The sequence below is a fragment of the Phytohabitans sp. LZ39 genome (assembly GCF_059359075.1).
The window spans coordinates 72,708-90,704 of record NZ_JCADBM010000024.1 but is presented as its reverse complement, the minus strand read 5'-3'; the positions used below and the strand labels follow the sequence as shown (position 1 = coordinate 90,704).

Annotated in this window: 20 protein-coding genes; 14 read left to right on the top strand and 6 right to left on the bottom strand. The window is 71.9% G+C overall.

The window, feature by feature from the left end; genetic code table 11:
• Positions 1-76: 76 nt before the first annotated feature.
• The 8 genes from AC5L36_RS35825 to AC5L36_RS35790 all read left to right on the top strand — a co-directional run bounded on the left by AC5L36_RS35825 (position 77) and on the right by AC5L36_RS35790 (position 5,686).
• Complete coding sequence (locus AC5L36_RS35825; RefSeq protein WP_441223220.1) at positions 77-1,570, top strand: glycoside hydrolase family 3 protein; 1,494 nt, start codon at positions 77-79, stop codon at positions 1,568-1,570.
• Positions 1,571-1,610: 40 nt separating this feature from the next.
• A complete protein-coding gene (locus AC5L36_RS35820; RefSeq protein ID WP_441223219.1) occupies positions 1,611-2,375 on the top strand; it encodes a DUF6042 family protein in 765 nt (254 codons plus the stop codon).
• Positions 2,376-2,396: 21 nt separating this feature from the next.
• Positions 2,397-2,723, top strand: coding sequence for a hypothetical protein (locus AC5L36_RS35815; protein WP_441223218.1), 327 nt, complete (start codon positions 2,397-2,399; stop codon positions 2,721-2,723).
• Positions 2,724-2,786: 63 nt separating this feature from the next.
• On the top strand, positions 2,787-4,100 hold the full coding sequence (locus AC5L36_RS35810; RefSeq protein WP_441223217.1) for a mechanosensitive ion channel family protein: 1,314 nt from the start codon (positions 2,787-2,789) through the stop codon (positions 4,098-4,100).
• 137 nt (positions 4,101-4,237) lie between these two features.
• Positions 4,238-4,687, top strand: coding sequence for a phage holin family protein (locus tag AC5L36_RS35805; protein ID WP_441223216.1), 450 nt, complete (start codon positions 4,238-4,240; stop codon positions 4,685-4,687).
• On the top strand, positions 4,687-4,959 hold the full coding sequence (locus AC5L36_RS35800; protein WP_441223316.1) for a DUF3618 domain-containing protein: 273 nt from the start codon (positions 4,687-4,689) through the stop codon (positions 4,957-4,959). The genes AC5L36_RS35805 and AC5L36_RS35800 overlap by 1 nt, the downstream gene beginning before the upstream one ends.
• 43 nt (positions 4,960-5,002) lie before the next feature.
• Entirely contained in the window at positions 5,003-5,263 is a 261-nt protein-coding gene (locus AC5L36_RS35795) for a DUF4235 domain-containing protein (RefSeq protein ID WP_441223315.1), read from the top strand.
• 219 nt (positions 5,264-5,482) lie between these two features.
• On the top strand, positions 5,483-5,686 hold the full coding sequence (locus AC5L36_RS35790) for a cold-shock protein (protein WP_173033499.1): 204 nt from the start codon (positions 5,483-5,485) through the stop codon (positions 5,684-5,686).
• Between the two features lie 54 nt (positions 5,687-5,740).
• Here AC5L36_RS35790 and AC5L36_RS35785 read toward each other — a convergent pair whose 3' ends face one another.
• A complete protein-coding gene (locus AC5L36_RS35785; RefSeq protein WP_441223314.1) occupies positions 5,741-5,923 on the bottom strand; it encodes a hypothetical protein in 183 nt (60 codons plus the stop codon).
• Positions 5,924-5,966: 43 nt separating this feature from the next.
• The gene (locus AC5L36_RS35780) at positions 5,967-7,055 is read right to left on the bottom strand and encodes an aldo/keto reductase (RefSeq protein WP_441223215.1); all 1,089 of its coding nucleotides are present in this window, start codon (positions 7,053-7,055) and stop codon (positions 5,967-5,969) included.
• Positions 7,056-7,110: 55 nt separating this feature from the next.
• Here AC5L36_RS35780 and AC5L36_RS35775 point away from each other — a divergent pair, with 55 nt between their 5' ends.
• Together AC5L36_RS35775 and AC5L36_RS35770 are read left to right on the top strand one after the other, a co-directional pair.
• Positions 7,111-7,878, top strand: coding sequence for a trans-aconitate 2-methyltransferase (locus AC5L36_RS35775; RefSeq protein WP_441223214.1), 768 nt, complete (start codon positions 7,111-7,113; stop codon positions 7,876-7,878).
• Positions 7,878-8,900 (top strand): adenosine deaminase, encoded by a 1,023-nt coding sequence (locus AC5L36_RS35770; protein ID WP_441223213.1) that lies wholly within the window; start codon positions 7,878-7,880, stop codon positions 8,898-8,900. Before AC5L36_RS35775 ends, AC5L36_RS35770 begins: the two co-directional genes overlap by 1 nt.
• A gap of 127 nt (positions 8,901-9,027) precedes the next feature.
• Here AC5L36_RS35770 and AC5L36_RS35765 read toward each other — a convergent pair whose 3' ends face one another.
• From AC5L36_RS35765 to AC5L36_RS35755, 3 genes are all read right to left on the bottom strand, one after another.
• A complete protein-coding gene (locus AC5L36_RS35765) occupies positions 9,028-9,150 on the bottom strand; it encodes a hypothetical protein (protein ID WP_494909505.1) in 123 nt (40 codons plus the stop codon).
• Positions 9,151-9,454: 304 nt separating this feature from the next.
• Entirely contained in the window at positions 9,455-10,807 is a 1,353-nt protein-coding gene (locus AC5L36_RS35760) for a sensor histidine kinase (RefSeq protein ID WP_441223211.1), read from the bottom strand.
• 56 nt (positions 10,808-10,863) lie between these two features.
• Positions 10,864-11,553: a response regulator transcription factor gene (locus tag AC5L36_RS35755; protein ID WP_345512377.1), complete on the bottom strand. Its 690-nt coding sequence runs from the start codon at positions 11,551-11,553 to the stop codon at positions 10,864-10,866.
• A 127-nt stretch (positions 11,554-11,680) separates the two neighbouring features.
• Here AC5L36_RS35755 and AC5L36_RS35750 point away from each other — a divergent pair, with 127 nt between their 5' ends.
• A complete protein-coding gene (locus AC5L36_RS35750) occupies positions 11,681-13,036 on the top strand; it encodes an MGH1-like glycoside hydrolase domain-containing protein (RefSeq protein ID WP_441223210.1) in 1,356 nt (451 codons plus the stop codon).
• A gap of 206 nt (positions 13,037-13,242) precedes the next feature.
• On the opposite strand, the gene AC5L36_RS35745 is transcribed toward AC5L36_RS35750, so the two are convergent.
• Positions 13,243-14,400, bottom strand: coding sequence for a class I SAM-dependent methyltransferase (locus tag AC5L36_RS35745; protein ID WP_441223209.1), 1,158 nt, complete (start codon positions 14,398-14,400; stop codon positions 13,243-13,245).
• 87 nt (positions 14,401-14,487) lie between these two features.
• Between AC5L36_RS35745 and thrS the strand changes: the two genes are divergently transcribed.
• From thrS to AC5L36_RS35730, 3 genes are read left to right on the top strand one after another with little or no spacing between them, the layout of a single operon-like run.
• Positions 14,488-16,485: a threonine--tRNA ligase gene (gene thrS / locus AC5L36_RS35740; RefSeq protein WP_441223208.1), complete on the top strand. Its 1,998-nt coding sequence runs from the start codon at positions 14,488-14,490 to the stop codon at positions 16,483-16,485.
• Between the two features lie 49 nt (positions 16,486-16,534).
• On the top strand, positions 16,535-16,987 hold the full coding sequence (locus AC5L36_RS35735; protein ID WP_441223313.1) for an HIT family protein: 453 nt from the start codon (positions 16,535-16,537) through the stop codon (positions 16,985-16,987).
• Positions 16,988-17,014: 27 nt separating this feature from the next.
• Positions 17,015-17,992, top strand: a complete 978-nt coding sequence (locus AC5L36_RS35730; RefSeq protein WP_441223207.1) for an aldo/keto reductase — start codon at positions 17,015-17,017, stop codon at positions 17,990-17,992.
• Positions 17,993-17,997: the final 5 nt, after the last annotated feature.

Sequence of the window (17,997 nt, the reverse complement as noted above, 5' to 3'; positions counted from 1 at the left end):
TTCCTGGATCCGGTGTGACCATGGCATCTACCCGCCGGAGCGGCGGTGTCTGTCCACTATGGAGTACGGGGGCCACATGTCGGAGACCAGCCGGGACCTGCTTCGCCTCGCCGGTGCCGTGTTGCAGCCGGGGTTCGAGGGAACGCTCCCTCCGCCCTGGGTGTGCCGCTGGCTGGGCGAGGGCCTGGGCGGCGTGGCCCTCTTCGGCCGCAACTTCGCCAGCCCCGCCCAGGTCGCCGAGCTCACCGCCGCGCTCCGCGCCGAGCGGCCGGACGTGATCGTCGCGGTCGACGAGGAGGCCGGCGACGTCACCCGCTTCGAGACGTGGCAGGGCAGCTCGCGGCCCGGCAACCTGGCGCTCGGCGCGGTCGACGACGTGGTGCTGACCGAGGCGGTCGCCCGCGACCTGGGCCACGACCTCGCCGCCGCCGGGATCACGCTCGACTACGCGCCGGACGCCGACGTCAACAACAACCCGGACAACCCGGTCATCGGCGTGCGGGCCTTCGGCGCCGACCCGGACCTCGTCGCGCGGCACACCGCCGCCTGGATCACCGGGCTCCAGTCGGCCGGGGTCGCGGCCTGCGCCAAGCACTTCCCCGGGCACGGCGACACGAGCGTCGACTCGCATGTGGACGTGCCGCGGATCGGGTCCTCGCGGGCCGAGCTGGACGAGCGGGAGCTGCCGCCGTTCCGGGCGGCGATCGCGGCGGGCGTACAGGCGATCATGACCGGCCACCTGCTCGTCCCGGCCGTCGACCCGGACCGGCCGGCGACGCTGAGCCGCCTGGTCCTCACCGACCTGCTCCGCGACGAGCTGGGCTTCGCCGGCACGGTGATCACCGACGGCATCGAGATGCGGGCGCTGCGGTCGCGGTACGGGCTGGAGGGCGCGGCCGTCCAGGCCCTCGCCGCCGGCGTCGACGCGATCTGTGTGGGCGGCGACCACGCCGACGAGGCGACCGCCACCCGGCTGCGGGACGCGATCGTCGCCGCGGTCACCGCGGGCGAGTTGCCCGAGGAGCGGCTGGCCGAGGCGGCCAAGCGGGTCGAGCAGCTGGCCGCCTGGACCGCGCAGGCGCGGGCCACCGCCGTGCCCGACCGGCCGGACGGGATCCCGGTCGGCCTCGCCGGCGCGCGCCGCGCGGTCCGCGTCTCCGGTGCCGCGCCCGCCCTGCCGCTGGCCGAGGCGCCGCACGTGGTGGAGTTCGAGCCGCCGCGCAACTTCGCGATCGGCCCGGAGACCCCGTGGGGCGTGGCCGTGCCGCTCGCGGCGCTGCTGCCCGGCACGACCGCGGCGCGGCTCTCCGCCGACGAGGCCGGCGCCGACTTCCTCACCGCCGCACGCGGACGGCCGCTGGTGCTCGTCGTCCGCGACGTCCACCGGTACGAGTGGATGGCGCGCGCCGTGACCACCGCGCTGGCCGCCCGGCCGGACGCGGTGGTCGTGGAGATGGGGGTGCCGGCGTCGGTGCTGGGCGCGACCCACCTGGCCACCTTCGGCGCCACCCGGGCCAACGCCGAGGCGGCGGCGGAGGTGCTGGCGGGCAGCTTCGTCCACAGCGGATAGTGCCCCCACGGATACGCGCTGTGGCGCTATCGTCCTTCCCGTGGCCACCGAATGGCAGCGCGCGGTCATGGTGCCGTCGTGGATCCGTTGGCTGCCTTGCTCGTTCGCCTACCTCACGGTCGTGCCCGACCAGCACCGTTTCTCCCGCAAGGCCTGGTCGATGCTGCCGTGGGACAAGGCGGTCTGGTGCGACCCCGGCTCGGTCGACGAGTGGGTCGCGCAGGCCCAGCGCCACCACCCCCGCCGCGAGGCCGACCACGCCGAGCTTCAGGCGCGCGAGCACTACGACCGGGTGGTGCGGGTGCGCGCCGCGCGGGTCGAGCTGTTCGCCGAGATGTGCCGCCGCCGCGGCCTCCCGGTGCCGTACACGCTGGAGGAGCTGCTCTCCTGCCTCGTCGGGTTCGGACTGTTCGAGATGGACGGTGAGTGGCTGACGCCGCGCCTGGAGCGAAACCCGATCGAGGTGCTGCCGCTCGCCGGCGAGGAGATCGTCGACGAGGAGCGGGCCCAGCGCGACGACCGCACCGTGCTCGTCGCGATCACCCTTCGCGAGCTGGCCGAGCGGAGCCGCCCGCGGTGGCGGCGCCGGCAGGTGGCCGCCGACCTGCGGGCGTTCGCGAGGGCGCTGCGCATGCCGGAGGCCGAGGTGCGGCGGGCGCTCGCCCAGCTCAGTGAGCTCGCCGGCCTCCAAGTCGAGCCGCCGCCCGACGTGGCGCGCGATCGGGTGCGGATCACGGTGGCCTGGCCGTCGTTCGCCCGCCGCTTTCCCTTCGACGATCTACCGGCGCCAGAGCACGCGGTTTGATCGCCCCGTACCCTTGGCGGCGTGACGAAGCGACTGACCGCCCGCGTGGCGATCGGCCTGGCACTCGCCGCCGCCGTTCTGGCCGGGTGTAGTTCCGAGGGTGCCGACACCGACTGTGGCCTCGACCAGTGCACGGTGACGTTCGACAGAGGGGTGGACGCCCAGGCCAGTGTGCTGGGTGTGGACGCCAAGCTGGTCAACGCGGAGGGCGACAAGGTGACCCTCGAGGTGGCCGGAGAGCAGCTCACGCTGACCACCGGCCAGGGCGGCACGGAGGTGGCCGGCCTCAACGTCACGCTGGAGAGCGTGACCGACAGCAACGTAGTGGTGAAGATCGCCCGACCTTAGGCTGGTTGGTCCCTGTTTGATCGGGCATCGTAGCTTCCTGGCCTGATTCGAAGGGGATGGGACGTGGATACCCTGCTGTGGGCGGTCCTGGCGACGCTCGGCGCCGCCGCGCTCGCCCTGGCGGCGGTGGAGGTGGTCCACCGGGTCGTGCGGCGGCTCGGGCGGCGTTCGGTCCTCCTGCGCGAGCTTTCCGACCACGCCCACCGCCCGTTCCAGGTGGCGATGACCGCCCTCGCCGTAGAGGCCGGGGTGCGCGCCACCGGCGGCGACTTCGCCGGCCGCTCCGTCGTGGTGCACCTGCTCGTCCTCGCCACGATCGCCGGTTTCGCCTGGCTGCTCGGCGCGCTGGCGCTGGTGGTCGAGGACGTCGCCCTGTCCCGGGTACGCACCGACGTGCCGGACAACCTGCGCGCCCGCAAGCTCCAGACGCAGGTGCGGCTGCTGCGCCGGGTGACGGTGGCGGCGGTAGTGGTGATCACGTTCGGCGTGATGCTGATGACCTTCCCGCACGTGCGCGCGGTGGGCGCCAGCCTGCTCGCCTCGGCCGGCATCATCGGCGTGGTGGCCGCCCTGGCCGCGCAGAGCACCCTCGGCAACATCTTCGCCGGGCTCCAGCTCACGTTCAGCGACGCGCTGCGCCTCGACGACGTGGTGGTGGTCGAAGACGAGTGGGGGCGGATCGAGGAGCTCACGCTGACGACCGTCGTCGTGCAGATCTGGGACGACCGGCGGCTGATCATGCCGACCACGTACTTCACCACGCGGCCGTTCCAGAACTGGACGCGTACCGGCTCGGCGGTCCTCGGCACGGCCGAGTTCGACCTGGACTGGGCCGTCCCGGTGCAGGACATGCGCGAGGAGCTGCGCACGCTGCTGGAGGGCAGCCAGCTGTGGGACGGCCGGGTGTGCGTGCTCCAGGTGACCGACGCGGTCGGCGGCATGATCCGGGTACGCGCGCTGGTGAGCGCCAACGACGCGCCCACGCTCTGGGACCTGCGCTGCCTGGTCCGCGAGCACTTCGTCGGCTGGATCCGCGACCGCCAGCCCACCTCGCTGCCCCGGGTGCGGGCCGAGGTCGGCGACGGCGCCAACCGGCTGGCCTGGCAGTGGGTGCGCCCGTCGACCGCGCACGACGTCCGCCCCAGCCGGCGCGGCCTACCGACCGAGCCGGACGACGACGCCAGGGTCTTCGGCGGCAGCCCCGAGGCGGAGGCGCGGGCGGCCGACTTCGAGGGGCCGGTGGCCGACGACCGCCGCTCCGACGAGCGCGGCGACGAGGACGGCGGGACTCGGCAGCCCGACCCCACAGCGAGCGGAGCGAGCGCAGCCAACTCGGGCCCGCCCGAACGGTCGGACGCGGACGAGTCGCGAACCTGAGCCAGCGTGGTTGGAGGCCTCCTAAGCTGGGCATTGAACTTTTTTGAACCCGAACGGCGCGGCGCCCGCGTCGCGCACGAACCGTAAGTTGAGGTTCAAAAAGGTTCATAGCACCACGGAGGGTGAAGGAGGACGCCATGGCTGATGTTCTCGAACGCGGTCCGGCCCGCCCGTTGAGTGAGCAGTCCACCGCCGAGCTGGTGCAACGTGCCAGCGAACAGATCTCTTTGCTGGTCCGCGACGAGCTGGCGCTCGCCAAGGCCGAGCTCGCCGAGAAGGGCAAGCACGCCGGGATCGGCATCGGCCTCTTCGGCGGCGCGGGCGCGTTCGCCTTCTACGGCGTCGGTGCGCTGATCGCCACCGGCATCCTCCTGCTCGCGCTCGTCATGCCGGCGTGGCTCGCCGCGCTGATCGTGACCGTCGCGCTCTTCCTCTGCGCTGGGATAATGGCTTTCGTCGGCAAGCGGCAGGTGAGCCGGGCCGTGCCGCCCGTACCCGAGGCGGCCGCGTCCGGGCTGAAGGCCGACGTCGACACGGTCAAGGAGGCCGTGCGGACGCGGGCCAACGGCCATGGCGAGGGGGCGTGATGGTTTCGACGAACGGCAAGGTCTCCACCAACGGCAAGGTGGACACCGAGGCCTTGCGGGCGGAGATCCGGCAGACGCGGGCGGAGCTGGGCGAGACGGTCCAGGCCCTGGCCGCGAAGGCCGACGTCAAGGCCCGGGTACGCGGCTCGGTGGCGCACACCGCCGAGCGGGCCCGGGAAAACCGCGCCCAGCTCGTGGCGGCCGCGACGGCCGTGACAGGTGTGCTGGCCGCGATCGTGGTGCTCATGGTGGTGCGTAAGCGCTCGCGCTGAGAGCGAGCAGTCCAGTCAGGAGGGGGAGGACCCGGTGGCCAAGGTGAGCAAGGTGGCGTACAAGCCGGTGGGGATGCTGCTGGGCATCGGTGCCGGCATCGTGGCCGGGGCGATCTTCAAGCAGATCTGGAAAATCGCGGCGGGCGACGACGAGGCACCGGACGCGACCGACGAGGAGCGCGGCTGGGGCGAGATCCTGGCCGCCGCGGCCCTCCAGGGAGCGATATTCGCCGTGGTCAAGGCCGCTGTGGACCGGGGCGGGGCGAGCGGCGTGCGCCGTCTGACCGGTCGATGGCCGGCCTGAAACTGTCTCGGGTTTCCCCTTGTTAACGGCGGATCAGGTCACATGTCGGAGAATTTCCTCCGGTAGACTGTGCGAAGTTTTTGCGTACGTGGTTTGCTGTTCCACGCTGTTCTAGACACGGCGTGGTTGGGAAGACTCCTTCTCGGCGCCAGTGCTCGAAAACGGCCAACCGGCCGCCGCACGGTGTGCTCGGCCGCCAGTTTCAGAAGGAGATACAGCATGGCGCAGGGAACCGTGAAGTGGTTCAACGCAGACAAGGGCTTCGGCTTCATCACCGTTGACGGCGGGGGTTCCGACGTCTTCGTCCACTTCTCGGCGATCCAGACCAGCGGTTACCGGACGCTGGAGGAAAACCAGCGGGTGGAGTTCGAGATCGCCCAGGGCCAGAAGGGCCCGCAGGCCGAGCAGGTCCGCCCCATCTGATCGAGCCTCGACCGCATCGAGCCCCCACGGCCAGCCGGTCGTGGGGGCTCGATGCTATCGACTCTCCGGCGGGATCTGGCGCCGCCGGATGCGCAGGCCGATCCCGACCAGCGTCAGCCCGGCCAGGGCCACGATCGGGCCGATGACCGCCCAGGTGCGATCGTCGGTCATCACGCTGCCGGACAGGTAGCCCAGCCCCTGCAACGTCCAGACGGCGCCCACCACGATGGCGAGCATGCCGAGCGCGAGTGGCAACCACGCCTTCACGGCCTTGCCTCCCTTACCAGCGGTCGTGGATTAGGGGGCGGATCAGACTGTCGTACACCTCGGCGACGGCGGCGTGCGCCTCAGGGGTCAAGGGTGCCAGGTCGGCGGCCGCCGCGTTGGCCCTTGCCTGCTCCGGGCCGCGGGCACCGGGGATCACCACGGTCACGCCCGGCTGGTCGACGATCCACCGCAGCGCCCACTGGGCCATCGTGGCACCCGGCGGGACCAGCGGCTTCAGCCGGCGCACGGCTTCCAGGCCCACCTCGTACGGCACGCCGGAGAACGTCTCACCCACGTCGAACGACTCGCCGTGCCGGTTGTAGTTGCGGTGGTCGTCGGCGCCGAACGTGGTGTGCTCGTCGTACCGCCCGGAGAGCAGCCCGCTGGCGAGCGGCACCCGGGCGATGATGCCCACGCCGGCGGCGGCCGCGGCGGGCAGCACCGCCTCGAGGGGCTTGTGGCGCAGGGCGTTGAGGATGATCTGGACGCTCGCCACACCGGGGCGGGCGATGGCGGTGAGCGCCTCGTCGACCCGCTCGACGCTCACCCCGTACGCCGCGATCCGCTTCTCCTGCACCAGCGTGTCGAGCGCGTCGAAGACGGCGTCCGTCGAGTACACCGGCGTGGGCGGGCAGTGCAGCTGCACCAGGTCGAGGGTGTCGACGCCGAGGTTGGCGCGGGAGCGGTCGTTCCAGGCCCGGAAGGCGTCGAGGTTGTACGCGGACAGCTCCTGCGGCACGCGCCGGCCCATCTTGGTGGCCACGGTCAGGCCCGGCCCGCGCTGTTGGTTGGCGCTCGCTTCGCTCGCTGACGGCCCCGGGCGGCCGGCGCCGTCCGCCCTCGTCGCTGCGCTCCTCGGGTCGGACGTTGCCGACCCCGCGGCCTTGTGCTGGCGCAGGAAACGGCCGATGATCTGCTCGCTGCGCCCGTCGCCGTAGACGTCGGCGGTGTCCAGGAACGTGACGCCGGCGTCGACCGCGGCCGCCAGGGTGGCGAAGGCGGCCTCCTCGCTCACCTCGCCCCAGTCCGCCCCGAGCTGCCAGGCACCGAGTCCGATCACTCCCGCGTCGCGGCCGAGCCGCCCGAAGTTGCGCTTCTCCACGCGGACACAGTAGCGGTAGTCTAAGCAAGACGTACGTACGGTTTGGGGGTTTGACGTGTGGGATCCGGCTACCTACCTGCGGTTCGGTGACGAGCGCTCACGGCCGTTCTTCGACCTGATGGCCCGCGTCGGCGCCGCCGAGCCGCGCGCGGTCGTCGACCTCGGCTGCGGCCCGGGCAACCTCACGGCCACGCTCGCCGCACGCTGGCCAGGCGCCCGCCTGCGCGGCGTCGACTCGTCGGCCGAGATGATCGAAAAGGCGCGCGCCGAGCGGTACCCGGTGGATTTCGAGGTGGGCGACCTGCGCGAGTGGACCCCGGAGGCCGACCACGACGTGGTCGTCTCCAACGCCGCGCTCCAGTGGGTGCCCGGCCACGAGGAGCTGCTGCCCCGCTGGGTGGCGGCGCTGCCGGCCGGGGCGTGGCTGGCCGTGCAGGTGCCCGGCAACTTCGACGCCCCCTCCCACGTCGCGCTGCGCGCGCTGACCGTCGAGGCCGGCCTGGGCGACCTCGCGCGCGACGCCCCCGTGCTCGACCCGGCCGGCTACGCCGACGTGCTTGCCGGCGCCGGGTGCGCGGTCGACGCGTGGGAGACCACCTACCTGCACCGGCTGCCCGTCGTGCCCGGCGCCGACCACCCGGTGCTGACCTGGATGGAGGGCACCGCGCTGCGACCGGTACGCGCGGCGCTCAGCCCGGACGGCTGGGCAGTGTTCCGCGACACGCTCGCCAGACGCCTCGCGTCGGCCTACCCGGCGCGCGGTAACGTCGTCTCCTTCCCGTTCCGACGGATCTTCTTCGTGGCACGTACGCAGGGGGACTGATGCTGGAGTCGTTCATCGCCGGGTTGCCCAAGGTGGAGCTGCACGTCCACCACGTCGGCTCGGCGGCGCCCCGGATCGTGGCCGAGCTCGCCGCCCGCCACGAGGGCCGCACGCCGGTGCCGGCCGACCCGCAGGCGGTGGCTCGCTATTTCGAGTTCCGCGACTTCGCCCACTTCATCGAGATCTACCTGAGCGTCGTCGACCTCATCCGCGAGCCCGAGGACGTGCGCATCCTGACCTACGAGGTGGGCCGTGAGCTCGCCCGCCAGCAGGTGCGCTACGCCGAGCTGACCGTCACGCCTTACTCGCACGTCTCGCGCGGCATCCCCGCGGCCGAGTTCTGCGCGGCGATCGAAGACGCGCGGGTGCGGGCCGAGGCCGAGCTGGGCATCGTGCTGCGCTGGTGCTTCGACATCCCCGGCGAGGCCGGCCTGCCCTCGGCCGAGGAGACGCTGGCCATCGCGCTCGACCACCGGCCGGACGGGCTCGTCAGCTTCGGGCTGGGCGGGCCCGAGGTCGGCGTGCCGCGCCCCCAGTTCAAGCCCTACTTCGACAAGGCCCGCGCGGCAGGCCTGCGCTCGGTGCCACACGCGGGCGAGACCACCGGCCCGGAGACGATCTGGGACGCGGTGCGCGAGCTGGGCGCCGAGCGGATCGGCCACGGCATCGCGGCGGCCAAGGACGAGCGGCTGATGGCCTACCTGGCCGAGCACCGCATCCCGCTGGAGGTCTGCCCGACGTCCAATGTGCGCACCCGGGCGGTCGCCTCCCTGGACGAGCACCCGCTGCCTGTCCTGCGCGCGGCCGGCGTGCCGGTCACGGTCAACTCCGACGACCCCCCGATGTTCGGCACGACGCTCAACGACGAGTACGCGGTCGCGGCCCGCCTGCTCGACCTGGACGAGGCCGGGGTAGCGGACCTGGCGCGCGACGCGGTCGCCGCGTCCTTCATGCCCGCGGCCGACAAAGCCCGAATCTCCGCCGAGATCGACGCCTACTTGGCCGCTCACCGCGCGCCGTAACGCCTCCGCGGTCGGGGCGGCCTCCGCGTCCACATTGTCCTTTGCCGTCTTGGGCTTGCACCGCGGACCCGGCGGCCCGCGGGAGCATGCGGTCCACAGCTGACGCGGACGTGGGCAAATAGATCTTCTAAAGGGCGTAGAGGGGGTCCTGCCAGCAGGCCAGGACGGCCAGGATGATGCCGACCACGACCGCGAACCAGCGGATGAGCCGGCGGGAGCCGCGCCGCCGCTCTTCGGGCTCGATATCCATCGTGGCTGCCGGGGGCGGCGGTGGTGGGAGCTGGACCGAGGGGCCCGGCCGGCGCCAGGGTGAGGGCGTTGCCGCGCGGCTGCGTTCCGTCACGTGCCCTCCTCGTAGGTGGGCGCGCGGCGGGATCAGGGTTGGGGGACCATTTCCCGCCGCGCGCGCAAAGTGGTCCCACCGGACCGGGTGGGTGGACAAACTGCGGGTGGTGGTCCGGTGGAACCAGGATGGGATCGCGATCGATGCTGCCATCCGGCTCCGGTGTGGACCGTCCGATTAACCCAGACGTAAGGAGAACTAGCGCTGGGCCTCATTCGCCATTGGAGCGTTGGCGGGGCCAGCGGCGGGCGCCGGGCTCGCGGGCCAGGCGGCCGACTAGGCCGAAGCGGCTCACCTGCTTGGGAACCGCCTCCGCGTCGGCCAGCAGCATGACCACGCTGGCGCCGCCGAGGCGGGCGCGGTCGATGCTCACCGAGCCGCGGGCCTGCTGGGCGGCACGCCGGGCGATGTCGAGGCCGAGGCCGGTCGAGCCACGGTCGCTGGCGCCGCGGCGCAGGGCGCGGTCGGGGTTGGCGATGCCGGGGCCGGCGTCGTCGACGCGTACCGCCACGTAGCCGTCCCGGCGGGAGATGGCGACCTCGAAGGCGGTGCCCTGGGGGGTGTACCGGAAGACGTTGCCCAGCACCGCGTCCAGCGCTGCCGCGAGCTCGGCGCGGGGCAGTGGCACCGGGATGCGGGTGTGCGCGCCGATGACCTGGTTGGCGCGCTGCTGGTCGCTGGCGAGCGCGGACCAGAAGACCATGCGGTCGCGGACCACCTCGGCGGCGTCGCAGATGCTCTCCTCGGGCACCTCGGCCTGCTCGACCACCTTGCGGCTGGTCTTGATGAGCACATCGACTTCGCCCTCCAGTGTCACGATCGCCTGGCGGATGCGGCGGATCGTGCGCCGGCGGTCGAGCTCCGCCGCGCTGAACTGGCCCACGCTCGTGTCGTCGGAGTCGAGCGCGTCCGCGTCCAGGCGCAGCACCGTGAGTGGCGTACGCAGGCGGTGGGACAGGTCGGCGACCAGCTCGCGTTCGTTGCTGCGGGAGGCGACGAGCTTGTCGGCCATGAGGTTGAACGCGTAGCCCGCCTCGGCCAGCTCGCGCGGGCCGCTGGGCTGGACACGGACGGCCAGGTCGCCGGCGCCGACCGCCTTCGCGGCCTCGACCAGCGAACGCGCCGAGCCGACCGCGACGGTGGCGAGGCGGTCGACCACCACGACCGAGGCCGCGACCAGGCCGAAGGTGAGACCGATCAAAAGCCACCAGTTGGCGCCGCCCAACGCGCCGTCGGGCACGAATACCTCCACGACGGCGGTGGCACCTTCCATGGGTACCGGCTGGAGGTAGACCTTGCCGCCCTCGGCGTCCGCCAGGATCGGCTGGGTGCCGCGGGTGGCGCGGGTGACGTCCTCGGGCTTGGCACGGGCGCCCTCGGCGGGTGTTTTGAGGCCGTGTACCACCGCGGGTTCACCCTCGCCGGCGGCGAGCGTGGCGCGCCGCACCTGGTCGTCGTTGGCGGCGACGGTGAGCGCGCCGGCCACGGCGGCCGTGCGCCGCTGCGCTTCCGCCACCGCCGAGTCGTGGGCGTCGGCCCGCTGCTCGAGGCCGAGCGGGATCATGAAGGCCAGGGCGGCGATGGTGGTGAGTGCTGCGGTGACGTAGGCGAACGCCCGCCTCAGTCCGGTGCCACCAACCGGAATCCGACCCCCCGCACGGTGCGCAGGTAGCGGGGCTTCGCCGCGGACTCGCCCAGCTTGCGGCGTAGCCAATACAGATGAACGTCGATGGTCTGGTCCTCGCCGACCGACGGTTGCCGCCATACCTCCTCCAACAGCTCCCGGCGGGACACCACGCGGCCGGGACGCGCCGCCAGGTATGCCAGCAGGTCGAACTCCTTGCGGGTCAGTGCCAGCGGCACCCCGTCGAGATGGGCGCTCCGCTCGCCGACGTCGACCTTGAGGCCGCCGACCTCGTGCACGGCCGGCTGCACGGTGCGGCTCGCCCGCCCGGCGCGGCGCAGCACGCTGGTGATGCGCGCGTCGAGGTGGGCACCCGTGAAAGGCTTGACCATGTAGTCGTCGGCGCCCGCCCGGAGCAGCCGCACGATCGCCTGCTCGTCGTCGCGGGCCGTCGCGATGATGATCGGGATGTCGGTGATGCCGCGCAGCATGCGCAGCGCGTCGGCACCGTCGAGGTCGGGCAGGCCGAGGTCGAGGACCACAAGATCGGGGGTCTCGGAGGCGACCCGGCGCAGCGCGTCGAGCGCGGTGCCGACAGCGTGGACGGCGTGACCCCGATCCGCCAGCGAACGCAGCATCGCGCTGCGCACGACGTGGTCGTCTTCGACCAGGAGCACGGTGGCCATGCGAAGACGGTACTGCCCCTGGCAAGCAGTGGACGATCCCGGATATGTGATCTCGGTTCGTTCCGATAATCGGGACACAATCCGCGACGCCCTGCGACACGAGCAGTGAGCTGCAAAAATGGGCTTCGTGAGCGCCACGGACACCCACCTCGCGCCGGCCCACGAGGCCGGCGCCGTCATGACCGAGGAAGCGTTGCGCCAGCAGGCCGTCGAGGTCCTGGACGCCAACTGGGAACGGGACCACACGGTGCCATCACGGGCGCTGTACCCGCACCAGTGGAGTTGGGACGCCGCGTTCATCGCGGTCGGCCTCGCCCACCACCGGCCGGAGCGGGCGTGGCGCGACCTGCGCAGCCTGTTCGCCGCCCAGTGGTACGACGGGCGCGTGCCGCACATCGTCTTCGACCCGGACGTGTCCGAGCGCGACTACTTCCCAGGTCCCGCTTTTTGGGACGCGCCCGCCTCGCCGGGCCGCCTCGGCGGGCTCACCACCGGCATCGTGCAGCCGCCGGTGCACGCGGTCGCCGCCCGCGACATCTACCTGCGCTGCCCCGACCGCGACGCCGCCCGGCGCGAGCTGGAGTGGCTCTACCCGCGGCTGGTCAAGCAGCAGACCTACCTTTTCGAGGGGCGCGACGCCGGCGGCGACGGGCTGGCCAGCATCGTCCACCCCTGGGAGTCCGGCCTCGACAACAGCCCGGCCTGGGACGACGCGCTCGCCGCCGTGCCGGTCGACCTTTCGCTGCTGCGCAGCCACCGCCGCCAGGACACGCAGGTGGCGGTCCACTCGCATCGCCCCACCGACACCGACTACGCGCGGTACATCGCGATCGCGGCCGCCTACCGCGACGGCGGCTACCTCGACCAGGGCCTGCTGGAGCGGCACCCTTTTCTGGTGGAGTGCCCGTCTTTCAACTCCATCCTGGCCGCGGCCGAGCTCGCCCTGGCGGACATCGCCGAGGCGGTCGGCGCCGACCCCGCACCCCACCGCGACCGGGCCGAGCACATCACGAAGGTGCTGGTGGACCGCCTGTTCAACCCGTCGACGGGGATGTTCCACGTCCGCGACGTCCGCACCGGCGAGCTGAGCCCGGCCCGTTGCGTGAGCGGCCTGATCCCGCTGATCCTGCCCGGCCTGCCCGAGGCACACCGCTCGTCGCTGCTGGCGGTCGCCGGGTCGGAGGCGTTCGGCCTGGGCGGTGAGCTCCCGCTCCCGTCGTACGACCGCACGGCCGCCGACTTCGACCGGCTCCGCTACTGGCGCGGCCCCATCTGGATCAACGTGAACTGGATGCTGTGGCAGGGCCTGCGGGCGTACGGCCACGACCGGGAGGCCGCCGGCCTGCGCGCGGCGATGCTCGGGGTGATCCGGCGGAGTGGATGCTACGAGTACTTCGACCCGATCAACGGCGCGGGCATCGGGGCGGCGGCCTTCAGCTGGACGGCGGCGCTCGCCCTGGACCTGATGGCCGCCACGCCGTAGACCCCGCGCGGCCGACACGCAGCGTCACCAGGCTTGCGCCAACCCATCACGGGATATTTCGGACCGAACCTGGGGCTCGCCGCGGGAGCGACGGTCGGGACCACGACGGGCGTCGCGGTAGCTCAAAATTTGTTTGATGAATCGGCCAGGGCCCGTGCCGGAGCGTTGATCAGGGTGCGAAGTCCCTGACCAACGCTCCGAGGGCGTCAGGCGGGGCGGGCGGGGAGTTGGAGCACCCAGCGGTACGCCTGGACCAGGCCGGTGTCGAAGCCGGCCGCCGAGCCCCACAGGAAGAGGCGGAAGCGGCGGTACAGCGGCTCGCCCCAGCGGGCCACCACCTCCTCGCGGGCGGCGTCCAGGCGCTTGGCCCACTCGCGGCAGGTGAGGAAGTAGTTGTGGCGGTCGTCGGTGACGCTGAGCAGCTCGAACGGTGACTTGGCCACGTGCCGCAGGTACTGGTGGAGCAGCAGCGGCGCGGAGTTGCCGGGGTAGACGTACCGCTTCATGAACGTAGAGACCATGTGCTTGCGGCGCATGGCCAGCGCGTCGAGGTAGACGCGGCCGCCGGGGCGGAGCAGCTCGGCGTACTTGGCCAGCGTGGTGCGGTAGTCAGGCAGGTGCTCGGTGACGCCCATGTTGACGATCGCGTCGAAGCGGTCGGGGTTTTTGTAGCCGAAGATGTGCTGGCGGACGACCGTGACCGGGAGCTTTTCGCGCTCGAAGAGCTCGAGCAGGTAGCGCTCGGACTCCTTGGAGAGCGTGGTGGTGGTGACGTCGATGCCGCGGCGGGCGGCGTGCTCGGAGAACGCGCCCCAGCCGCCGCCGACCTCCAGCACGCGGTCGCCGGGTTTGACACCGAGCGCGTCGATCGCGAGGTCCATCTTGCGGGTCATCGCGTCTTCGAGCGGCTCGTCGTCGGCCGCGAAGACGCCCTCGGTGTAGCAGCGGTGCCGCCCGTCGAGGAAGCTGAGGAAGAACTCGGGGTCTTCGTCGTAGTGGTGCGAGATCGCCCGCCGGTCGTCCTCCTTGCGGCCCCGCCAGATGGCGGCCGGGGTGAAGCGGGAGAGGAACGCGATCGGGTGGAAGTCCTTGAAGAAGGCGCGCATCTTGAGCGCCTCGGCGAGGTCGCCGTCGACGTCGAGCCAGCCCTTGAGATAGGCGACGGCGACGCCGAACTGGTCGAGGCCGGCGAGTGCCTTGGCACCGCGCTCGTCCTTCACGGTGATGGTGAAAACGGGGTCACCCGCGCCGAACCGGTGGGCGGGCCCGCCGGCGGCCGCCACCGCGAACGGCACGGGCGTCCGCGATGCGAAAAACTCCTGGTACCTGCGCTGGAGCGCGTTGATCAGATCCGAGACTGCCACACCGGCAATCTACCGCTGCGCGGCGCCGACGGCTCGGCTCTATAGCATGGCACCGGTTACCGCCTAGCCCACCTTGAGGAGATCGCCGTGTCCGCACCCCGTACCCCCGCTGTGGCCGACCTCGTCGTCCCGGCCGGGACGACGGCGGCCGACGCGGTCTCCGCCGCCGGCCTTCCGGCCGCGGGGCCCAAGGCCATCGTCGTGGTACGCGACGGCGCGGGCCGCCTCCGCGACCTCGACTGGGTGCCGGAGGCGGACGAGACGGTGACGCCGGTGGCGCTCGACGAGCCGGACGGGCTCAACGTGCTGCGCCACTCCACCGCGCACGTGCTCGCCCAGGCGGTGCAGGACCTCTACCCGGAGGCGAAGCTCGGCATCGGGCCGCCGATCGACAACGGCTTCTACTACGACTTCGCGGTGCCGAAGCCGTTTCAGCCGGACGACCTGGACAAGCTCGAAAAGCGCATGCAGGAGATCGTCAAGTCGGGGCAGCGCTTCCGCCGGCGGCGCTTCGACAGCCTCGACGAGGCGCGCGCGGAGCTGGCCGACGAGCCGTTCAAGCTGGAGCTCGTCGATCTCAAAAGCGACGTCGACACCGACGAGGTCATGGAGGTCGGCGGCGGCGAGCTGACCATCTACGACAACGTGGACGCCGCGTCCGAAAAGGTGTGCTGGTCCGACCTGTGCCGCGGGCCGCACCTGCCCAACACCCGGCTGATCGGCGCGTTCAAGCTGATGCGCAGCGCCGCGGCGTACTGGCGCGGCTCGGAGAAGAACCCCCAGCTCCAGCGCGTCTACGGCACCGCGTGGCCGACCCGCGACGCGCTCAAGGCGTACCTGCGGCTGTTGGAAGAGGCCGCACGCCGCGACCACCGCAAGCTCGGCGCGGAGCTCGACCTCTTCTCGTTCCCCGACGAGATCGGCTCGGGTCTTCCGGTCTTCCACCCGAAGGGCGGGATCATCCGCCGCGAGATGGAGGCCTACTCGCGGCGGCGGCACGAGGAGTCGGGCTACGAGTTCGTCAACACGCCGCACATCACCAAGGCGCACCTCTTCGAGACCTCGGGCCACCTGCCGTACTACGCGGAGACCATGTTTCCGCCCATGGAGCTGGAAGGCGCGCAGTACTACCTGAAGGCCATGAACTGCCCGATGCACAACCTGATCTTCCGGGCGCGCGGGCGGTCCTACCGGGAGCTGCCGCTGCGGCTGTTCGAGTTCGGCTCGGTGTACCGGTACGAGAAGTCGGGCGTGGTGCACGGGCTCACCCGGGTGCGCGGCCTGACCATGGACGACTCGCACATCTACTGCACCCGCGAGCAGATGCCGGGCGAGCTGGCCGCGCTGCTGAAGTTCGTGCTCGACCTGCTCGGCGACTACGGGCTCGACGACTTCTACCTGGAGCTGTCGACGCGGGGCGACTCGGAGAAGTTCATCGGCTCCGACGAGGAGTGGGCCGAGGCGACCGAGATCCTGCGCCGGGCGGCCGAAGACTCCGGGCTGGAGCTCGTGCCGGATCCGGGCGGGGCGGCCTTCTACGGTCCGAAGATCTCGGTGCAGGCGCGCGACGCGATCGGCCGCACCTGGCAGATGTCGACGATCCAGCTCGACTTCAACCAGCCGAAGCGCTTCGAGCTGGAGTACCAGGCCGCCGACGGCACCCGCCAGCAGCCGATCATGATCCATCGGGCGCTCTTCGGGTCGATCGAGCGGTTCTTCGGCATCCTGACCGAGCACTACGCGGGCGCGTTCCCGGCCTGGCTGGCGCCGGTGCAGGTGGTCGGCATCCCGATCCGCGACGACCACGCCGCGTACCTCGACTCCTTCGTGGCGCTGCTGCGTGAGCAGGGGATCCGGGCCGAGGTCGACACCTCCGACGACCGCATGCAGAAGAAGATCCGTACGGCGCAGCAGCAGAAGATCCCGTTCATGGCCATCGCCGGCGACGCGGACGTCGAGGCGGGCACGGTCTCCTTCCGGTACCGGGACGGGTCGCAGCGCAACGGCGTGCCGCTCGCCGAGGCGGTCGCGCACGTGGTCGAGGTGGTCAAATCGCGCACCAATGCGGGTCCCTCGGCCGCCTAGGATTGCTTACGTGACCGACGGCTTGGAGCGGCTGTGGACGCCGCACCGGATGACGTACATCGCAGGCAAGGACCAGCCGCCCGGTTGCCCATTCTGCGTGGCTCCCGGCATGGAGGAGGGGAGCCTCGTCGTCGCGCGGGGCAAGCTCGTGTACGCGGTGCTCAACCTGTACCCGTACAACCCGGGACACCTGCTCGTCTGCCCCTACCGGCACGTGGCCGACTACACCGAGATCGACGCGGACGAGACCGCCGAGCTGGCCGCCTTCACGCAGACGGCGATGCGGGTGGTGCGGCAGGTGAGCGGCGCGCACGGGTTCAACATCGGGATGAACCAGGGCGCGATCGCCGGCGCCGGCATCGCCGCCCACCTGCACCAGCACGTGGTGCCGCGGTGGGGCGGCGACAGCAACTTCATGCCGGTGGTCGGGCAGACCAAGGTGCTGCCGCAGCTGCTCACCGACACGCGTGAGCTGCTCGCGTCGGCGTGGGTTGACTTATAGCGCGCTCTAATTGGCACCGTTGGCCCCATGAGACGAACTCTGGGAAACAGCGGCATCGAAGTCTCCGCCCTGGGCGTGGGCTGCTGGGCGATCGGCGGGCTGCTCTGGCAGGGCGCGCAGCCCCTCGGGTGGGGTGAGGTCGACGACGACGAGTCGATCCGGGCGCTGCGCCGCGCGCTGGAGCTGGGCGTGACGTTCTTCGACACCGCCGACGTGTACGGCGCCGGCCACAGCGAGCGGATCCTGGGGCGGGCGTTCGCCGGGCACCGCGACGAGGTCGTGATCGCCACCAAGTGGGGCAACACGTTCGACGAGGCCACCCGCCAGCTCACCGGCCGCGACGCGACCCCGGAGTACCTCCGCGCGGCGGTCGAGGGCTCGCTGCGGCGGCTGGGCACGGACCGCATCGACCTGTACCAGCTGCACCTCAACGACCTGCCGATCGAGGACGCGCTCGGTCTCGTCGAGACGCTGGAGGACCTTGTCGCCGCCGGGAAGATCCGCTCGTACGGCTGGAGCACCGACTTCGCCGAGCGTGCTTCGGCGATCGCGAGCGTCGGCTCGCACGTGGCGGCCATCCAGCACGCGATGTCGGTGCTGGAGGACTCGCCGGAGGTGCTCGCGGTGGTCGAGAAGCACGAGCTGGCGAGCATCAACCGCGGCCCGCTCGCGATGGGCCTGCTGACCGGCAAGTACACCCGCTCGTCGACTCTCGGCGCGGACGACGTGCGCGGCATCTCACCGGAGTGGCTCGCGTTCTTCCAGGACGGCCGGCCGGCGCCGGAGTGGCTCGACCGGGTGGCCGCCGTCCGCGACGCGCTCACCTCGGACGGCCGCACGCTGGCGCAGGGCGCGCTCGGCTGGCTGTGGGCCCGCAGCGACCGCACGATCCCGATCCCCGGCTGCCGCACGGTCGCCCAGGTCGAGGAGAACGCGGGCGCGCTCGCCAAGGGCCCGCTGCCGGCGGACGCCGCCGCGCTGGTCACGGCCCTCCTGACGAGGTGAGACGT